The organism is Streptomyces sp. NPDC025806, from assembly GCF_055558275.1.
In genome coordinates this window covers 489,373-505,027 of record NZ_JBVHMU010000002.1, presented here as the reverse complement: position 1 = coordinate 505,027, position 15,655 = coordinate 489,373, and the positions used below count along the sequence as shown (strand labels likewise).

At 71.5% G+C, this 15,655-nt stretch carries 10 protein-coding genes; 6 read left to right on the top strand and 4 right to left on the bottom strand.

Translation table 11 applies throughout. The features are described from left to right. Positions 1-33: 33 nt before the first annotated feature. The 3 genes from ACZ4E1_RS05930 to ACZ4E1_RS05920 all read left to right on the top strand — a co-directional run bounded on the left by ACZ4E1_RS05930 (position 34) and on the right by ACZ4E1_RS05920 (position 4,111). Positions 34-2,043, top strand: coding sequence for an ATP-binding protein (locus ACZ4E1_RS05930; RefSeq protein WP_467536240.1), 2,010 nt, complete (start codon positions 34-36; stop codon positions 2,041-2,043). 248 nt (positions 2,044-2,291) lie between these two features. Next, complete coding sequence (locus ACZ4E1_RS05925) at positions 2,292-3,458, top strand: ThiF family adenylyltransferase (protein WP_467536236.1); 1,167 nt, start codon at positions 2,292-2,294, stop codon at positions 3,456-3,458. After that, positions 3,455-4,111 carry a GNAT family N-acetyltransferase gene (locus ACZ4E1_RS05920; RefSeq protein ID WP_467536234.1) on the top strand — a complete coding sequence of 219 codons (657 nt, stop codon included), beginning with the start codon at positions 3,455-3,457 and terminating at the stop codon, positions 4,109-4,111. Before ACZ4E1_RS05925 ends, ACZ4E1_RS05920 begins: the two co-directional genes overlap by 4 nt. A gap of 49 nt (positions 4,112-4,160) precedes the next feature. Here ACZ4E1_RS05920 and ACZ4E1_RS05915 read toward each other — a convergent pair whose 3' ends face one another. Both ACZ4E1_RS05915 and ACZ4E1_RS05910 read right to left on the bottom strand, forming a co-directional pair. After that, positions 4,161-4,712 carry a 2'-5' RNA ligase family protein gene (locus ACZ4E1_RS05915; RefSeq protein ID WP_467536232.1) on the bottom strand — a complete coding sequence of 184 codons (552 nt, stop codon included), beginning with the start codon at positions 4,710-4,712 and terminating at the stop codon, positions 4,161-4,163. Positions 4,713-4,848: 136 nt separating this feature from the next. Beyond that, positions 4,849-9,042: a S8 family serine peptidase gene (locus ACZ4E1_RS05910; protein ID WP_467536230.1), complete on the bottom strand. Its 4,194-nt coding sequence runs from the start codon at positions 9,040-9,042 to the stop codon at positions 4,849-4,851. Positions 9,043-9,442: 400 nt separating this feature from the next. On the opposite strand from ACZ4E1_RS05910, the gene ACZ4E1_RS05905 reads away from it, so the two are divergent. Further along, a complete protein-coding gene (locus tag ACZ4E1_RS05905) occupies positions 9,443-10,930 on the top strand; it encodes an extracellular catalytic domain type 1 short-chain-length polyhydroxyalkanoate depolymerase (RefSeq protein WP_467536228.1) in 1,488 nt (495 codons plus the stop codon). Between the two features lie 42 nt (positions 10,931-10,972). Here ACZ4E1_RS05905 and ACZ4E1_RS05900 read toward each other — a convergent pair whose 3' ends face one another. Both ACZ4E1_RS05900 and ACZ4E1_RS05895 read right to left on the bottom strand, forming a co-directional pair. Then, complete coding sequence (locus tag ACZ4E1_RS05900) at positions 10,973-13,933, bottom strand: aminotransferase (protein WP_467536226.1); 2,961 nt, start codon at positions 13,931-13,933, stop codon at positions 10,973-10,975. 95 nt (positions 13,934-14,028) lie between these two features. After that, positions 14,029-14,469: an Lrp/AsnC family transcriptional regulator gene (locus ACZ4E1_RS05895; RefSeq protein ID WP_467536224.1), complete on the bottom strand. Its 441-nt coding sequence runs from the start codon at positions 14,467-14,469 to the stop codon at positions 14,029-14,031. A gap of 254 nt (positions 14,470-14,723) precedes the next feature. Between ACZ4E1_RS05895 and ACZ4E1_RS05890 the strand changes: the two genes are divergently transcribed. Together ACZ4E1_RS05890 and ACZ4E1_RS05885 are read left to right on the top strand one after the other, a co-directional pair. Further along, positions 14,724-15,101: a nuclear transport factor 2 family protein gene (locus ACZ4E1_RS05890; protein WP_467536222.1), complete on the top strand. Its 378-nt coding sequence runs from the start codon at positions 14,724-14,726 to the stop codon at positions 15,099-15,101. Between the two features lie 56 nt (positions 15,102-15,157). Then, a complete protein-coding gene (locus ACZ4E1_RS05885; RefSeq protein ID WP_467536220.1) occupies positions 15,158-15,619 on the top strand; it encodes a hypothetical protein in 462 nt (153 codons plus the stop codon). The last annotated feature ends 36 nt before the right edge of the window (positions 15,620-15,655 follow it).

Below are 15,655 nucleotides of genomic sequence, written 5' to 3'. Positions count from 1 at the left end.
GCCTGTTCGCAGGTGTGTGGGGAGGATGGGGTCGTGTTCGTAGGGCGCGAGCGGGAACTGGCCGGGCTGCAGAGCGCGTTGCAGGTTCACCGGCTGGTCACCGTGACCGGTGTCGGAGGCGTGGGCAAGTCGCGGTTGGTACGGCAGGCGGTGGATCTCGGCCTGGCGGCCGCTCCGGCCGATTCCTGCTGGGCGGATCTGTGGCAGCTGCGCGACGAGGAGATGCTCGCGGCGCTCGTGGCGGATGCCTGCGATCTGTCCGATCACACACCGAGGATGCCGGTGGACGTGATCTGCAACTGGATCGGCGAGCGCGAGCTGCTGCTGGTGCTCGACTCCTGTGAGCATCTGCTGAGCGCGTGCCGGAGCCTGGTGCAGGTGCTGCTCGAGAAGTGTCCGCGCCTGAGGATCGTGGCCACCAGCCGCGAAGTGTTCCACCTGGAAGAAGAGTTCGTCGCGGTGGTCCAGCCGCTGCCCTACACCACGGATGCCGCCGAGTTGTTCCTGCGGCGCGCCACGGAGGCGGGGCACGCGCCGGAGCCCGGGGATCTGAACCAGGTCACCGAGCTGTGCGCCTACCTCGACGGGCTTCCGCTGGCACTGGAACTGGCTGCGGGGGCGTTGCGCGACTGCAGCATCGAGGACCTTCTGCTGCGGCCACGGCACGAGTTGAGCCGGGACGAGGACGCGATTCGTCCCATGGGGCCCCGCCGGCACGACGTCCTGCGGACCGCGCTGGGCTGGAGCCATGAACTGTGCACGCCCGCGGAGCGCCTGCTGTGGGCCCGGTTGTCCATTTTCCACGGTCACTTCGACGAGACCTCGGCCGTGGCCCTGTGTTCCGGCGGGCCCCTCTCCGCCTTCGACGTGAGCCATGCTCTGGCCGGCCTGCTGGACAAGTCCGTCGTGACCCTGCGCCGCGGGCGTCTTCTGCTGCTCGACACGGTGCGCGAGTACGGGCGCCTGTGGCTCGCCGAGCTCGGTGAGCTGGAGACGATGGCCGGCCTGCACGCCTCGTACTACCTGACGCAGGCGCAACAGGCGGACGCCACGTGGACGAGTGCCGAGCAGACCGGCTGGTACCGCACCATCAAGGAGGCGCACCCCGACCTGTGCGCGGCCCTGGACCACCTGATCGCCCACGACGTCGACGCGGCGCTCGAACTGGCCACCCTGACGGGCTTCTACTGGACGTGCTGCGGACATGCGCACACCGCGCAGATCTATCTCTCCCGCACGCTGAAGGCCTGTGACAGCCAGGGGCCGGTGCGGCAACGCGCCGTGTGGGCCCTCGGCATGACCCATCTCCTGCAGGGGAACCACGCCACGGGGACGCACCTGGCACGGCAGTGCCTGGAGAACGCCCGTGCCACCGAGGACGCGACCGCGCTGCTGCGGGCCGCGTATCTGCAGGCCATGAGCGACCTTCTGCAGGGCCATGCCCAACTGAGTCTGGACCTCCTGGAGAACGCCCTGCGGAACGCGAGCGCGCTCGGCACGGACGCGGACGAGCCCGCGCCCCAGGCCGTGATGATGTGCCGGATGCTGCGGCTGTTCGCCCTCACCGGGCTCGGGGAGCTGAAGGAGAGTCTGGATTCGGCCAAGGCCCTGCGTGCGGAGTGCGTGGCCATGGGCGAGCACTGGATCCGCTCGTACGCCGACTACCAGATGTGCGTGATCGCGCTGCGCGAGCAGGACAATGAACGGTCCCTGGAGTACGCCCGTTCGATGCTGCACGCGAAGCAGCAGATCGGCGACACCTTCGGGATCGCGCTGGGCCTCGACATGCTGGCCGCCGCCTTCTCGGCCAACGGGGACGGACATTCCGCGGCGCTCGCGTCCGGTGCGGGCCAGCGGCTGTGGGACGCGGTGGGTCATCCGCAGCGCGGCGCCCCGGACGTGGCGCCGCTGCGCGAGGCCGGCGAGGACGTGGCGCGCAGCCTGGTGGGCACCGTGACCTACGAGTCGTACCGCAGCGAGGCCGCCCATGCGGACCCCGGCGAGATGCTCGCCTGGGCGGCCGGCGGCGAGTCTCCCCTGTAGGGCGCGGGCGCGACGCGATCGTACGAGACGACTTTTCTGGGCGATCACCCGTTCGCCGCACCCGATACGACTTTCGCACCGGGTGGTACGGAGTGCTGAAAAGCCTTGTGCCGCCTGGTCAAAGTCGCCTTCGGCGGCACGTCGACGCAGGGGGGCGCGCGGTGGTGAAAGCCCGCGCACGAATTCGACCGCGCGCACCTCCTGCCGCGCCGGGATTCGGCGATCGGACGCTGGTAACTTCCGGCCTCATGATCAATTCGATTCCCGAGGGTCCGGCTGCCCTGCGGTCCCGCATGCCGATGCCGCGGGGGCAGGAGGTCGCCCGGCCCACGCTGCTGCGAGCCCCCGAGGAAGAGGACCGCGCCGTCCTCGACGCCCTGCTCGCCTCCGGGTCCGTGCGCGAGCGGCATGACCGGATCGACGAGCAGCTCGCCGAACTGGTGCGCTGTCTGCGCCCGCACGACGCCCTCTCGGGACGTCGGCTGGAGTGCGCCGTGGCGGAGTTCACCGGTGGCGCCGAGCTCAGCCGCTACGGAACCTGGGCCTGGTACCCGTGGTCCGGGCGGCTCGTGCACGTGCTGCCCCGTGAGGAGTTCCGGCGCGTACGCACCGACCGCAATCGGGGCAAGATCGCCACCGCCGAGCAGCAGCGACTGCTGGGGCGGCGGATCGGGGTCGTCGGTCTGTCCGTGGGCAACAGCGCCGCCCTCACGTGTGCCATGGAGGGTGTCGCGGGATCGTTCCGCCTGGCCGATTTCGACACACTCGGCCTCAGCAACCTCAACCGGTTGCGCGCCGGCGTGCACGACCTGGGTCTGCCCAAGACGGTGCTGTGCGCACGGCAGATGTACGAGATCGATCCCTACCTCGACATCGAGCTGTGGCACGAGGGGCTCACCGAGGACACCATCGACGCCTTCTTCGGAGCCGCGGACCGTCCGCTCGACCTGGTGATCGAGGAGTGTGACACCCCGTGGGTCAAGACCGCCGCACGTGAGCACGCGCGACGGCACGGCGTCCCGGTCCTGATGGACACCAACGACCGCGGGCTGCTGGACGTCGAGCGCTTCGACCTCGAACCGGACCGGCCCCTGTTCCACGGCCGCGGCGGCGATCTGACCGCCGAGGACGTACGCCGGCTCGCCCCGGCGGAGGCCCTGGCCTACCTGCTGCGCGTGTGCGACGAGAGCCGGCTCAGCCCCGCCATGCAGGACGCGGTCGGCCGGATCGGGCGCACCCTGTCCAGCTGGCCGCAGCTGGCCAGCGGGGTGACGCTGGGCGGCGCCCTGGTCACCGACACCGCGCGCCGCATCCTGCTCGGCGCGCCGGTGCCCTCGGGCCGCTACTACGCGGACCTCGAAGAGCTCGTCGGCGCCGTCGACCCCGAACGCGTCCCCGCGGGAGCGGCCCGGTGAACCACCTGCCCGAACTCCACGGCGAGCACCTGTGGTTGCGCGAACTGCGAGCCACCGACCTGGCTCCCTTCGAACGCATCCACACCCACCGCGCACTCACCCGCTACCTCGGTGTCGACCGGATGGACGCCCGGCAGGCCCAGGACGCGTTCGCGCAGCATCTCGCCCAGCCCTACACCCACCCACGGCGCAAGCACACCCTGGCCATCTGTCCACCCGGCCAGGACGTCATGGTCGGCACCATGGGCCTGCTCGTCGAGGAGTACGGCCGCAACGCCATGCTCACCAGCCTCGTCCTGCTCCCCGACGCGCCCGTGCGGGGTCACGGTCACGAAGCGGGGCGACTCCTGATGGCCTATGGATTCGGGCACTTGGGGCTGCATCGCATCTGGGCCGGGCACCGCGCGGATCACACCCGGATGCGCGCGGTGATGCTCGCGGCGGGACTGCACCCCGAGGCCACGCTGCGGGAGCTGTTCCACACCCAGGGCCGGTGGCACGACGTCACCACCTACGCGGCCCTGGCGCCCGCATGGACCCGCGACGCCGGCCCCGCCGAGCAGGCCATCCTCCGCGGAACCGTCATTCCTGCCCCTGCTGTCAGCTCGGACGTCGCACCGGCGCACTCCGCGTTCGCGGCGACCGGCCGATGAACCGTTCGGCCGGCGCCGACCAGGTGGGGCGCGGGTGTGGGCCGCGGCCTCATGACCCGGGTCGTGCTCCGAGGGGGAACGACGCTCGTTCTTGCCACTTCGTGCCGTCGTGCACGATGAGCTCCACCGATGAGACCTGAGAGGTGATGGGGAGTCCGGCTGCCAGGTCGGCCTCGATGTCTTCCAGGACGGTGTCTTCCTGTCCTTGGGCGATGGTCAGGTGCGGCACGATGTCGGCGAACCGGCCCCCGTACGGCGGAGCCTCGGGCCATCGCTCCGCGACCGCCTCGGTGAGCTGCCGCAACTGCGTGTCGGGTTCCGGGGCGAGATAGGAGACTCCCGGCAGCCGTCCGCATCTCTCGAACCGCAGCTCGAAGGCCGAGTGGCTTCCCATCAGGTCGGCGAGCCGGGCGTGGACGAGCGCGTCGATCCGGCTCTCGTCGAGGAACGGGAAGAGCACCGTGATGTGGGCCGGGACCCCGGCCTGGGCCGAGGGGTCGAGCTGTTCGCGCCACGTGTGGACGGATGGTTCCGCCTCCGGGACCCGGACGATGAGGGCCGTCTGGCCTGCCTGAAACGCGCTACCGCTGTCGTCTGCCATGACACCGCATGGTGTCATGGCTTCCGACAACGATCACCGGCCGTACCCGGGGCTGTCCCGGGTACGGCCGGCGTTTGTTCGCGCACGCGTCCCCGCGTTCTGGCGCGACCTGCCCGGGGCGGGCCACGCAGGGCCGTCAGCGGCGCAGCTTCAAGCGGTGGACCCCGCCGTCGACCGTTCCGACGAAGAGCGTGCGGCCGTCGGCGGTGGCGGTGAGCTTGGTGGTGTCGGTGTTCTGCAGTCCGCTCGAAATGTTCTCCCACGTCAGGCCGTTGTCGGTGCTGCGCAGCACGCCCCGGCCGCCCTGGACGAGTCCGGATTCCTTGGAGCCCCTGGTGGCGGCGTAGAGGGTTCCGCGTACCTCCAGCAGGTCGGAGACGTGGACCGCGAGCGGCCCCGTGTCGGCCGTGCGGAAGGTCTTGCCGTCATCCGTGCTGACCCGGACCGACGTGCCGCCCACGACCAGGCGCCGGCCGTCGTTCACGATCGCGGAGACGGGGCCGTCGGCGACCTTGGTCGTGGTGACGCCGCCGTCGTCCGAGCGGTACAGGCCCGAGGCGTTGCCCAGCCACACGCGCTGAGGGTCACCCGGGTCACCGGCCATGGCGTCGAAGGCCCTCGCGTGGCGCAGGTTCTTCCAGGTCCGGCCGCCGTCGCGCGTCGTGAACAGGCCCTCGCTCATGAGGCTCTCGTAGCTGATTGCCACCCAGTCGGGGTCGGCCGGGTGGACGAGGATCGCCTTCGGGATCTCCGACGACTTTCCCTTCACCTCCCAGGTCCGGCCGGCGTCACCGCTGCGCGAGACCTCGAAGATGCCGGTCGCGGCGCGCCGCACCTTCCACACCACCTTGGTGTCCTTCGGCGACACGGCCAGCTGCGAGGTCATCCGGCCGGTCCAGCCTTCGCCGCCGGACTGGCCCCACTCGGGACCCACCACGGGGAGCGCGGTGCGATAGGTGCCGCTCACCGTTCCGGCCAGCAGGTGATCTCCGCTGGTCGCGAGCGCGAGGGTGGTCAGGCCCTGCACACCGATCCGCTTGTAGCCCTTCCCGATGTCCGTGCCCCGGTAGAGACCGTCCTGTTCGCTGGAGACGGTCACCGAGCCGTCGGCCCAGCGGTCGAAGTCCAGCGGGATCGCGGCCTTGGAGGGACCGGGTGCCGGCTGCCAGGTCCTGCCGTGGTCGCGGCTCAGCTGTCCGGCGCCGTACAGCGCGCGCAGGTACAGGTCGCCGCCGGACGCGGACAGTCCATAGCCGCCCTCCTCCAGGGGCAGGAGGGTGGACCAGGTGCGGCCCTGGTCGTACGAGCCGCGCACACCCTCGCCGGGTACGTACGTCGCCACCACGGTGGAGTCGGCCGCCAGACCGCGGACGCCTTCGTCCGACGCGTCGAGGATGCGCCGGGCCTCATCCGGGTCGCCCCGGCCGACGTCGTCGATCCGCCAGACGTCGGTGAAGGTCGCCAGGTACAGGGTGTCGCCGATCAGGGTCGCTTCGCGGACGGAACCGGTCACGCCCGTGGGGTGCAGCGCCCAGGTGTCGCCCGCGTCCGTACTGACCATCAGGGTGCCGTCGGACACCGCGACGAGGGTGCGGGTCTGCTCGTCCGCGACGAACACGTCGAGGTACGCGTCGGGTACGTCGAGCGTGCGCCAGGTGCGGCCGTTGTCGTCGGTGCGCAGGATCGTGCCCCGGCGGGTCGGGTCGCCGTTCGAGTTCACGGCGTACCACCAGCGGTCGGGACGGCGTGCGTCGACGACGACCGGTCCGGTGCCGTTGCCGTCGGCGACGGGAAGGCGGCCCGCCTGGCGCCACGTGGCGCCGCCGTCGGTGGTCAGCCAGGGGGCGGCCTTGCGGTACTGGGTCATGACGGCCTGCTGCGGCCGGGCGGGTGTCAACGCCAGGTCCCCGGCCTCGCTGTTGGGCCCGACGGGCTCCCAGCGGTCGCCGCGGCTGCTGACGGGCGTGACTTCGAAGGCACTGGTTCCGGTGATCCGGCGGCCGTCGGTGGTCGTGGCCCGTACGGCCAGCCGGTAGGCGCCGGCCTTCTTCCCCGTCACGTCGGCCTGGTAGTAGCCGGCCCCGTTCTTGGTGGTGGGCAGGGTGAAGGCCTTGCCGTGGGGCGGGGTGACGGTGAGCTGCGGCGGCGCGTCGAGGGCGGTCGGGGCGGCGATGTGCACGGTGGAGCGGCCGTCGCTCGGATCGGGGGACGCCTGGACGACCAGGTGCCGGACCACGAGCAGGTACGGGATCCGCAGGACCGGGCCGCGCGAGGGAGTGGCCGTGATCCGGCCGCTGATCTCCGTGTCGCCGGCCGGGCGGTCGGCGCGCAGGGTGACGGTGACGGTCGCGGATCCCCCGGCGGGGACGGTGACCTGGGCCGGGGACACGGTGGTGGGCCCGGAGCTGCTGAGCTGGGTGGTCAGCGGCTCCTTGCCCGGGTTGGTCAGGCGGACCTTCGCGGTGTCGCCTACGGTCTTGCCCGCCAGGTCGGCGAGTCCGAAGGACACCGACGACGGGGAGGAGCCGAGCGTGGCCGACGCGGCGGCGGCCACGTCGAGGCGCCCGTTGCCCTGGACGCTGGGTCCGGTGCCGGCGAGCGGTTTCGCGGAGCCGACCAGCGCGGACCGGACCCCCTCGGGGTCCTGGTCCGGGCGCAGTTGACGCAGGAGGGCGGCGGCCCCGGCGACGTGCGGGCTCGCCATCGACGTGCCCGACATGCGGTAGACACCGGGCTCGTACAGCGCCGAGGGGATCGTGGAGCGGATCTCCACGCCGGGGGCGACCAGGTCGGGCTTGAGGCCGAAGCCGGTGCCGGGTCCGCGGGAGGAGAACGAGGCGATCTCGTCGGTGGAGTCGGATCCGCGCAGCGTGACCGACACCTTGCCTTCGGTCAGCGCGCGGCTCAACGGCTCGTACTGGGTCGCGTCGATGCCCATCACGACCAGTCGGTCCATGCGCAGCGAGTCACCGGAGGCGGCGGTCCTGGGCAGGTCGGGCCGCGCGGGGGTCGCCTGTGCCTCGGCCGTCCCCGGTTCTGCGAGGAACACGGGTCCGCTGTCGGCCCGGCCGCCGCCGAGCACGGCCAGCGCGCCGCGCTTCTCGGCCTCGCGCGCCCAGTCGAGGTCTTCCTGACGCAGCATCTCCACGCCGGGTGCGACCGCCGTGTCGGCCAGAAGGATCTTGCCCCGTACGTCTCCGGCCCGTGCCCAGTCCGCGTCGGTGCCGGCGCCGACGTCCACGAGCGGGGCGGTGACCGGTTCCTCGGGCGGGTTCGCGGAGATGATCCCGCGATACGTCTGGATCAACTCCGGTTTCTTGCCCGCCAGATACGCGCTGGGGACCCGCAGTCCACTGGTGGAGGCTCCGACCGCGATGACGCCGTCGGCCGACGCCGGGGTGCTGATGGTGCCGGCGCGCCCGTTGTTGCCCGCCGCGGCGACGACGACCAGCCCTGCCCGCACGGCGGCGGTCGCCGCCCGGCCCAGCGGGTCGGTGCCGTCGCCGGGGCCGCCGAGGCTCATGTTGATGACGTCGGCCCGGTAGGGGTTGGCCGGGTCGGCCGCCGCCTCGATGCCGGCGATGATGTCGGAGGTGTACGCGCTGCCGCTGTCGTCGGTGACCTTGTAGGCCAGCAGACGCGCGTCGGGCGCCATGCCGGTGACGCCCTCCTTCCCGGCGGCCTTGCCCGCGATGATTCCGGCGACGTGGGTGCCGTGACCGTTGTCGTCCATCGGGTCGTCGTCGCGGTTGGCGAAGTCGTAGCCGGCGACCACCTTGTGGCCCTTGCCGAATCCGCCGCCCAGATCGGGGTGACCGTAGTCCACCCCGCTGTCTAGGACCGCCACGACGGTGCCCTTGCCGGTGGCCTTCGTCCCGGACGGGTCCTCGCGCTTCCACACCTCGGGTGCGCCGGTGAGCGGCACGCTCGTGTCCGTGAGCACGTGCATCCGTGTGTCGGGACGGACCGCGGCGACTCCCGGCATCGAGGCCAGCCGCGCCTGCTCGGAGGCTGGGAGCGTCATCGCCACGGCGTTGACGAGCAGGCCGAGTCTGCGGGGCGAGGCGGGGTGCAACCCGGCTTCCCGCGCCTTGTCGACGAAGGCGTTCTGCCGCGAGGTCAAGGACTTGCGGGCCTCGCCGACGGCAGTGGCGGTGCCGGCCGCCTGCGAGGTGAGCGAGCCGTCGGGGGCGGCGGACACGGCGGCGTCGCCGGTCAGTTCGACGATGACCCGCTGCTTCGCGTCGGGGGTCTTCGCGGTCGCGGTCGTGGTGCCGGGCAGGGCGGTGAGCGTCCCGGTGAGCGCCACGGTGGTCACCGTGACCGCCACCAGGCGCCGGGTTCTTCGTGGTTTTTTGACCATGAACAGAATTCGTAGCTCTGAACTCACCCGCCGGACAACCGTTCTTCGCGGCCCATTGCTGTCGCTGGCACCTGTGGGCCAAGTCCTGGATGTCCTCGGCAAGTTTGCCGCAGCCCCGCGAGGCTCAGCCGAAACAGCCCGCTACCGTACTCCAGGTGAGGAGTCACGGTTGTGAACTCCCCACCACCATTGCGCTGTTCACCGGTCGGACCATGGGCGCCCGGCACATGCGTCGTCCGTCGATCCTGGCTGTCCGGCCCATGTCGCCGTGAGCGGGCGGGACCAGATGATGCAACGCCACACCGGCGGTACGCACCGCAGCCGCCCCGGTGTCATCTGCTTCCCTCCCCCACGGAAGGCTTCAGCCATGGGACAGCCGTATCCCCCGTTCCGCCGCACCCCGTCGGGCCGCCGCACCCTCGGTGGCCTCCGTCGCTGGCTCACCGCGACCGTGGGCGCTCTCGCCCTGACGAGTGGTCTCGTGGCCGTCGGGCCGCAGGCCGCCGCCGCGGGCCTGACCCAGGTCACCGGCTTCGGCTCCAACCCCGGAAACCTGTCCATGTACACGTACGCGCCCGACTCGCTGCCGGGCGACGCGCCGCTCGTCGTCGCCCTGCACGGCTGCACGCAGAGCGCGAGCGACTACTACGCCCACTCCGGCTGGCCGAAGTTCGCCGACCAGGACAAGTTCGCCCTGGTCTTCCCCCAGACGACCAGCGCCAACAACGCGAACTCCTGCTTCAACTGGTTCGACTCGGCCGACAGCACGCGGGGCCAGGGCGAGGCCCTGTCCATCAAGCAGATGGTCGACACCGCCGTCGCGCGCTACGGCAGCGACACCAGCCGTGTCTACGTCACCGGCCTGTCCGCCGGTGCCGGCATGACCGCGAACCTGCTCGCCGCCTACCCCGACGTCTTCGCGGGCGGCTCCATCGCCTCCGGGCTCCCGGCCTCCTGCGCGACGAGCGTGTCCGCCGCCTACACCTGCATGTACAGCCCGCCGGACAAGACACCTGCCCAGTGGGGCGACCTCGTGCGCGCCGCCGCACCCGCCGGGACCACTCACTGGCCCCGGGTGGCGATCTGGCAGGGCACCTCGGACACCACCGTCGCACCGGCCAACGCCACCGAGCTCCGCGACCAGTGGACGAACGTGTGGGGCATCGGCCAGACGCCCTCCCGCACCACGGACCTCCCCGGCAACACCACGCTGAGCGAGTACGACGACGCCTCCGGCAGGCCCGCCGTGTCGGTGTACTCGATCTCCGGCATGGCCCACGGTCTCGCGGTCGACCCCGGCAGCGGCGCCGAACAGTGCGGCACCGCCGGTACCTACTACCTCGACACGATCTGCTCCAGCTACCACACCGCCCGCTTCTGGGGCCTCGACGGCGGCGGTGACCAGCCCCCGGGCGCCCTGCCGGCGCCCACGGGCCTGACCGTCGACGGGACCACCGACACAACCGTGAGCCTGAGTTGGGGCGCGGTGGCCGACGCCGCCTCCTACCACGTCTACCGCGACGGCACGAAGGTGGGCACCACGGCAGCGGCCTCCTACACCGACACGGGACTGGCCACCGGCTCCACGCACACCTACACGGTGGCGGCCGTGGACGCGGCCGGAGGGGTGGGGGCCGTCTCCTCCCCGGTGACCGCGACCACCACCGGGTACACGCCCACCTGCTTCACGGCGAACAACTACCAGCACACCGCCGCCGGCCGCGCCTACCAGAGCGGCGGCCAGACCTACGCCACGGGCTCCGGCCAGGCCATGGGTCTGTACAACACGTTCGTCACACACACCCTGAAGCAGACGGCACCCGGCTACTACGTCGTCGCGGACACCGGCTGCTAGACCCGGCCCCCGCCACCGCGCTCGAACTCGCGGGTGTCCACGTCAGCGGGTGTGTCCGAGCCCGGCGAGGGCCCGGTCGAGCATGTCGGCGAAGAAGTCGGCCGCGGCTGCGTCGATGCACAGAGGCGGTTTGATCTTCAGGATGTTCAGGTGGTCACCGGTCGGCTGGACGATGACGCCGAGGTCGAGCATGCGCTCGCACAGTTCGGCGGTCTCCTCCGTGGCGGGCTCCAACGTGGCGCGGTCACGGACCAGTTCAAGGCCGAGGTAGAGGCCGGATCCGTGGACGGCGCCGATGAGGTCGTAGCGGGCGGCCAGCGCCTCCAGGCGCTCCTTCAGGTGGCCGCCGACGCGGACCGCGTTGCCCTGGAGGTCCTCGTCGCGCAGGGTGTCCAGGACGGTGCGGCCGACCATGCTGGAGACCGGGCTGCCTCCGGTGGAGGAGAAGAAGTAGCCCTGGTCACGATAGCGTTCGGCCACTTCCTTCGAGGTGATCACGGCGCCCAGCGGGTGGCCGTTGCCCATGGCCTTGGCCACGCAGACGATGTCCGGGACGACCCCCTGCTGCTCGAAGCCCCAGAACCAGTGACCGAGGCGCCCGTAGCCCACCTGCACCTCGTCGGCGACGGCGAGGCCGCCGTGGCGGCGGACCGCGGCGTAGACCTGCGCGAGGTAGCCGTCGGGGAGGGCCACGCCTCCCGCGTTGCCGTAGTACGTCTCGCCGAGGAAGGCGCCCGGCGGCCGGCCGGAGGCGGCCAGTCGGTCGATCTCCGCGACGGCCTCGGGGGCGTAGCGCGCCGCGTCCGCCCCTCGGTGGCGGCCACGGTAGGAGTTGGGCGCGTCCGCGGTGTGCACCCAATCCGGTCGGGTGGAGAGGGCGTTGGGATTGTCCTGGAGCGAGGTGGAGACCGCGTCGGAGGCGTAGGTCCAGCCGTGGTACGCCTCCCGCAGCGCGAGGACGTCCGGCCGGCCGGTGGCTCCGATCGCGAGCCGAATCCCCAGGTCGACCGCCTCCGAGCCGGAGTTGACCAGGAAGACGGTGTCCAGCGGCCGGGGCAGGAGCGCGGCGAGTCGCTCGGTGAACTCCACCACGGACGCGTAATGGAAGCGTGAGTTGGTGTTGAGCCGCCGCAGTTGCCGGGCGACGGCCTGCTCGACGCGGGGGTGCGCGTGGCCGAGCGGGGTGACGTTGTTGACGATGTCCAGGTAGGAACGGCCTTCGGTGGAGAGCAGGTAGTGGCGCCAGCCTCGCTCGATGCGCGGCGGATCGGCGTAGTAGTGCCCCTGCACGGTCGCGAAGACGGCGTCCCGCCGCTCCAGCAGGTCGCTGTTCTCGGTGCGGTCGGTGGTCGCGAGGCCCAGGACCGCGGCGGGGTCCGCGGTCAGCGGGAGCCAGCCTGCGGCGTACTCGGGGCGCACCCGGTGCGGGACGGCCGGGGCGCCGGCGTGGGCGAGCGCGACGTGGATCCTCGTGTCGGACGTGAAGCGGGCGAGTTCGACGCCCGCCGGGACGATCGAGCCGGTGGTCACGAGCGGCTGCACCGAGTGGGGGAACGAGAGGGTCAGCTCCCGGGCGCCGTAGGTGAGGGTGACATGTCCCGGTGCCGCCGACAGGACCTGTCCCTCCCTCGGGACCTGCATCACAGCAGGTCCGGCGAGCCACAGGTCGAGGCCGGTCGGCACGGTGGCCGGGGAGTCGGCCGACAGGGGCGGTGTCTGTGCGAGGCGCGGCTGGGCGTACCGGGTCACGGCGGCAGCGGCGCCCCCGGCGAGCGCGGAGGCGGCCAGCCGGTCCTCGATCCCGGGTTCGCACCAGGCTCCGCGGTCCATGCTGTCGGCGTCGGTGGACAGGTCGAGAACGGCGATGTCGGCGCCGGTGACGTCCCGCAGCAAGGGGCAGGCCGGTGCCTCGGTGGTGGCCGGTGCGTCGGCCAGGCCGATCGCCTCCTTGACCAGGTGGGTCATCACCGGCAGCGGGAGGCGGGTCGCGTGCTCGAACATGGACCACTCGCGCTCCAGCGCGGACCGGGCGTAGTGGTTGTCCTCGTCCACGGCGGTCTGCTGCCGCCCGCTCGCGACCAGTACGGCGGTCCGCACCACCACGAGCGGCCACAACGCCTCCGCCTCCTCGGCCGACAGCGGCCGTACGGCGTGGAAGGCCCGCACGGCGGGCAGCACGCGGTGGGGCTCGAATCCGTCGTGGTGCAGCATCGACGAGAGGCATACGGCGAGTTCGCCTACCGCCCAGGTCTCGGTCAGGTCGCCGAAGTCGATGACGCCGTCGGGCAGGGGCAGGCGGTGGCCCGGTGAGCGGATGAGGTTGTCGTCCGTCAGGTCGAGGTGCGCGGCCTGCGTGGGCAGGCGGTCGGCGACGCGTCCGAGGCTCTCCCCTGCGTCGGCCGTCGCGGCCAGGACGGCCTCGCGCCGCTCGGGTTCCTCGATGTACCGGGCGAGTGCGGCCACGACGCGTTCGCCGTGGCGGGGGTCCCACTGGAGCACGCGCTCGATGCCCGGGTGCCGGAAGTCGCGCAGGGCGGTGCTGACCCGTCCCGCGACGGTTCCCATGGCCGCCACCGTGCTCGGTGACAGGTGTCGCGGCCCCGACAGCGAGCCTCCGGGCAGATAGCGCAGCAGCCGGGCGACGGCCGGCCCGCTCTCGGTGTCCACGGTCCCGTACAGCGGGGAGCCGTCCGTACGGCGCACGACCGTGGCGACGCGCAGGTCGGGGTGGGCCGCGGCTATGAGGTCGGCGGCCTCGTCCTGGGCCTCGATCTCCGTCCTGCCGAAGGCGGGGTTGGCGACCTTCAGGATCCCGAGGGCCGTCCCGTCGTCGCCGCGCAGCAGAAAGTTTGCGTCCTGCTGACTCCCCAGCGCCTCGGCGCGCAGGCCTACGCCCAGCATCCGGGCGGCGACGTGCTCGGCCTGGGCCTCGCTCAACTGCGGTACGGGGAGTGCCTCCTGGGCGAAGAAGTCGATGGTGCGGTGCTCGTCGTGCGGCGGCATGCGGAAGTTCCTCGGCGGTTCGGAGTGCGCCGTCGGCGCGTGGGAGAGGGACAGGTGCGGATCGTGCGGTCGGGGTGAGGCCTTCGACGCACGCCCTAGTCGACGTCCCACATGAACCGGTGGGTGTGAATCGCGAAGTACGGGAAGCTCTCCACGGACTCCACGCCCTCGACGGTCCGTACGACGTCGTGGATGAAATCGAGGAGGTCCTGCGGTCGCGAGCAGACGACCTCGGCGAACAGGTCGTAGCCGCCGGAGGTCAGGACCGTGTAGACGACCTCCTCGTGTCGGGAGAGCTCGTCGGCCACGGCGCGTGAGTCGCCGCCGATGCGCAGGCCGAGGAGCGCCATCGTCTGCCGGCCCATGGTCATCGGGTCGGTCACGCCGACGACCTGGACCGACCTGGTGTCGATCAGCCGCTGCAGCCGGTGCCGGGCGGCCGACGGGGACAGGCCCACCTTGGGGCCCAGCTCGGCGTAGGGGATACGGCCGTCGACCTGCAGTTCGCGCAGGATGGCCCGGTCGATGTCGTCCATGAAGCGCTCCTCTCCGCCGTGAAGGAAACAGCGAATCTGTCACCCGTCTCACGCATGCTGACAGAATCAGACGCTCGATTCAACGGTCCGCGTTTCAGAATCGAGCGTCCCGGCATCCGTGGAGTCGGTGCGTGAGCCCCCGGCCGGCCGTCGCGTCGCCAGGTACGCCCGCAGGGCGGCCCGCTCCTGAAAGGCGCCGAGGGCCCTGTGCACACCGTCAGCGAGTCGGGCCGGGCGGCTGGTATTACTGGGGCATGCAGGAAGAGACGGCACGCTCCGCGATCGACACGTTCATCTCCGCGTTCAACGCCTCGGACGACAGCCATGTGACGGCCCTGCTCTCCCAAGCCCTGACCACAGACGTGGTCTTCTGGGGGCCGTTGGGGCGCAGCGAAGGAATCGCGGCGGTGGAGCGGTTCGTACTGGACATCCGGCGCCACCCGGCGGGGACCGGCAAGATGGTGCGCTGCTCGGCGGTGGACATGCCGGACGAGTGGGCTCGGTACCAGTGGGTCTTCACCACGCCGGACGGAGGCCCCCGCCTCGCGGGAACGGACGTCGTCCATCTGCGCCGGAGCCTCATCGACCAGGTCATCGTCTTCGCAGGAGACATCGAGCCGTCCGCCTCCTGAGCCGTCCTACCGTCACTGTCCTCCTCGTGAACTTGTCCCTGTGGAAGCCTGTGCACATGGATGCGTTCGCGGACCGACTCGACGGCGGGTGGCGGTGGTGGGAGGCCGCCATCGAGGAAGCGCAGGAGGGGCGCTGGGTTCGTGATGCCGTGGAACGGCACGTCATCCGGGACATCGGCGCCGCCACGAACTCTCTCTCCGGTGGCCGGACGGCCCCGTTCACCGAGGACTCGTGGCACGTACGCATCGGGAGGATCGCCAACTGGGCCGGGGTGCTGCGACTCGCGGCCCGGTCAGGAGGATGGGTGCTGCGGCCGGTCGCCGGGCGCCGCCCACCGCGCCCCGCAGGCATGGCCGAGCTGCTGTCCGGCATCTACGCGGTCGGTGAGCAGGGAGAGATCTGGATGCGGCAGCTCCTGAAGGGCGATCTGCCGCCAGCCGACGAGATCGCGAAGGCGGAGGGTTTCCTCACGGGGCCGGGGTCCGTCGAGGACCTTGAACTCTTCTTCTACGACTGAGATCCGTCGACTTCTACGAATGAGATCCGTCGCCCC

Excerpts from the sequence above, each read along its gene's own strand:
- ACZ4E1_RS05905 (WP_467536228.1), top strand. The coding sequence starts at position 9,443 with ATGGGACAGCCGTATCCCCCGTTCCGCCGCACCCCGTCGGGCCGCCGC.
- ACZ4E1_RS05885 (WP_467536220.1), top strand. The coding sequence starts at position 15,158 with ATGGATGCGTTCGCGGACCGACTCGACGGCGGGTGGCGGTGGTGGGAG.
- ACZ4E1_RS05915 (WP_467536232.1), bottom strand. The coding sequence starts at position 4,712 with ATGGCAGACGACAGCGGTAGCGCGTTTCAGGCAGGCCAGACGGCCCTC.
- ACZ4E1_RS05900 (WP_467536226.1), bottom strand. The coding sequence starts at position 13,933 with ATGCCGCCGCACGACGAGCACCGCACCATCGACTTCTTCGCCCAGGAG.
- ACZ4E1_RS05925 (WP_467536236.1), top strand. The coding sequence starts at position 2,292 with ATGATCAATTCGATTCCCGAGGGTCCGGCTGCCCTGCGGTCCCGCATG.
- ACZ4E1_RS05895 (WP_467536224.1), bottom strand. The coding sequence starts at position 14,469 with ATGGACGACATCGACCGGGCCATCCTGCGCGAACTGCAGGTCGACGGC.
- ACZ4E1_RS05890 (WP_467536222.1), top strand. The coding sequence starts at position 14,724 with ATGCAGGAAGAGACGGCACGCTCCGCGATCGACACGTTCATCTCCGCG.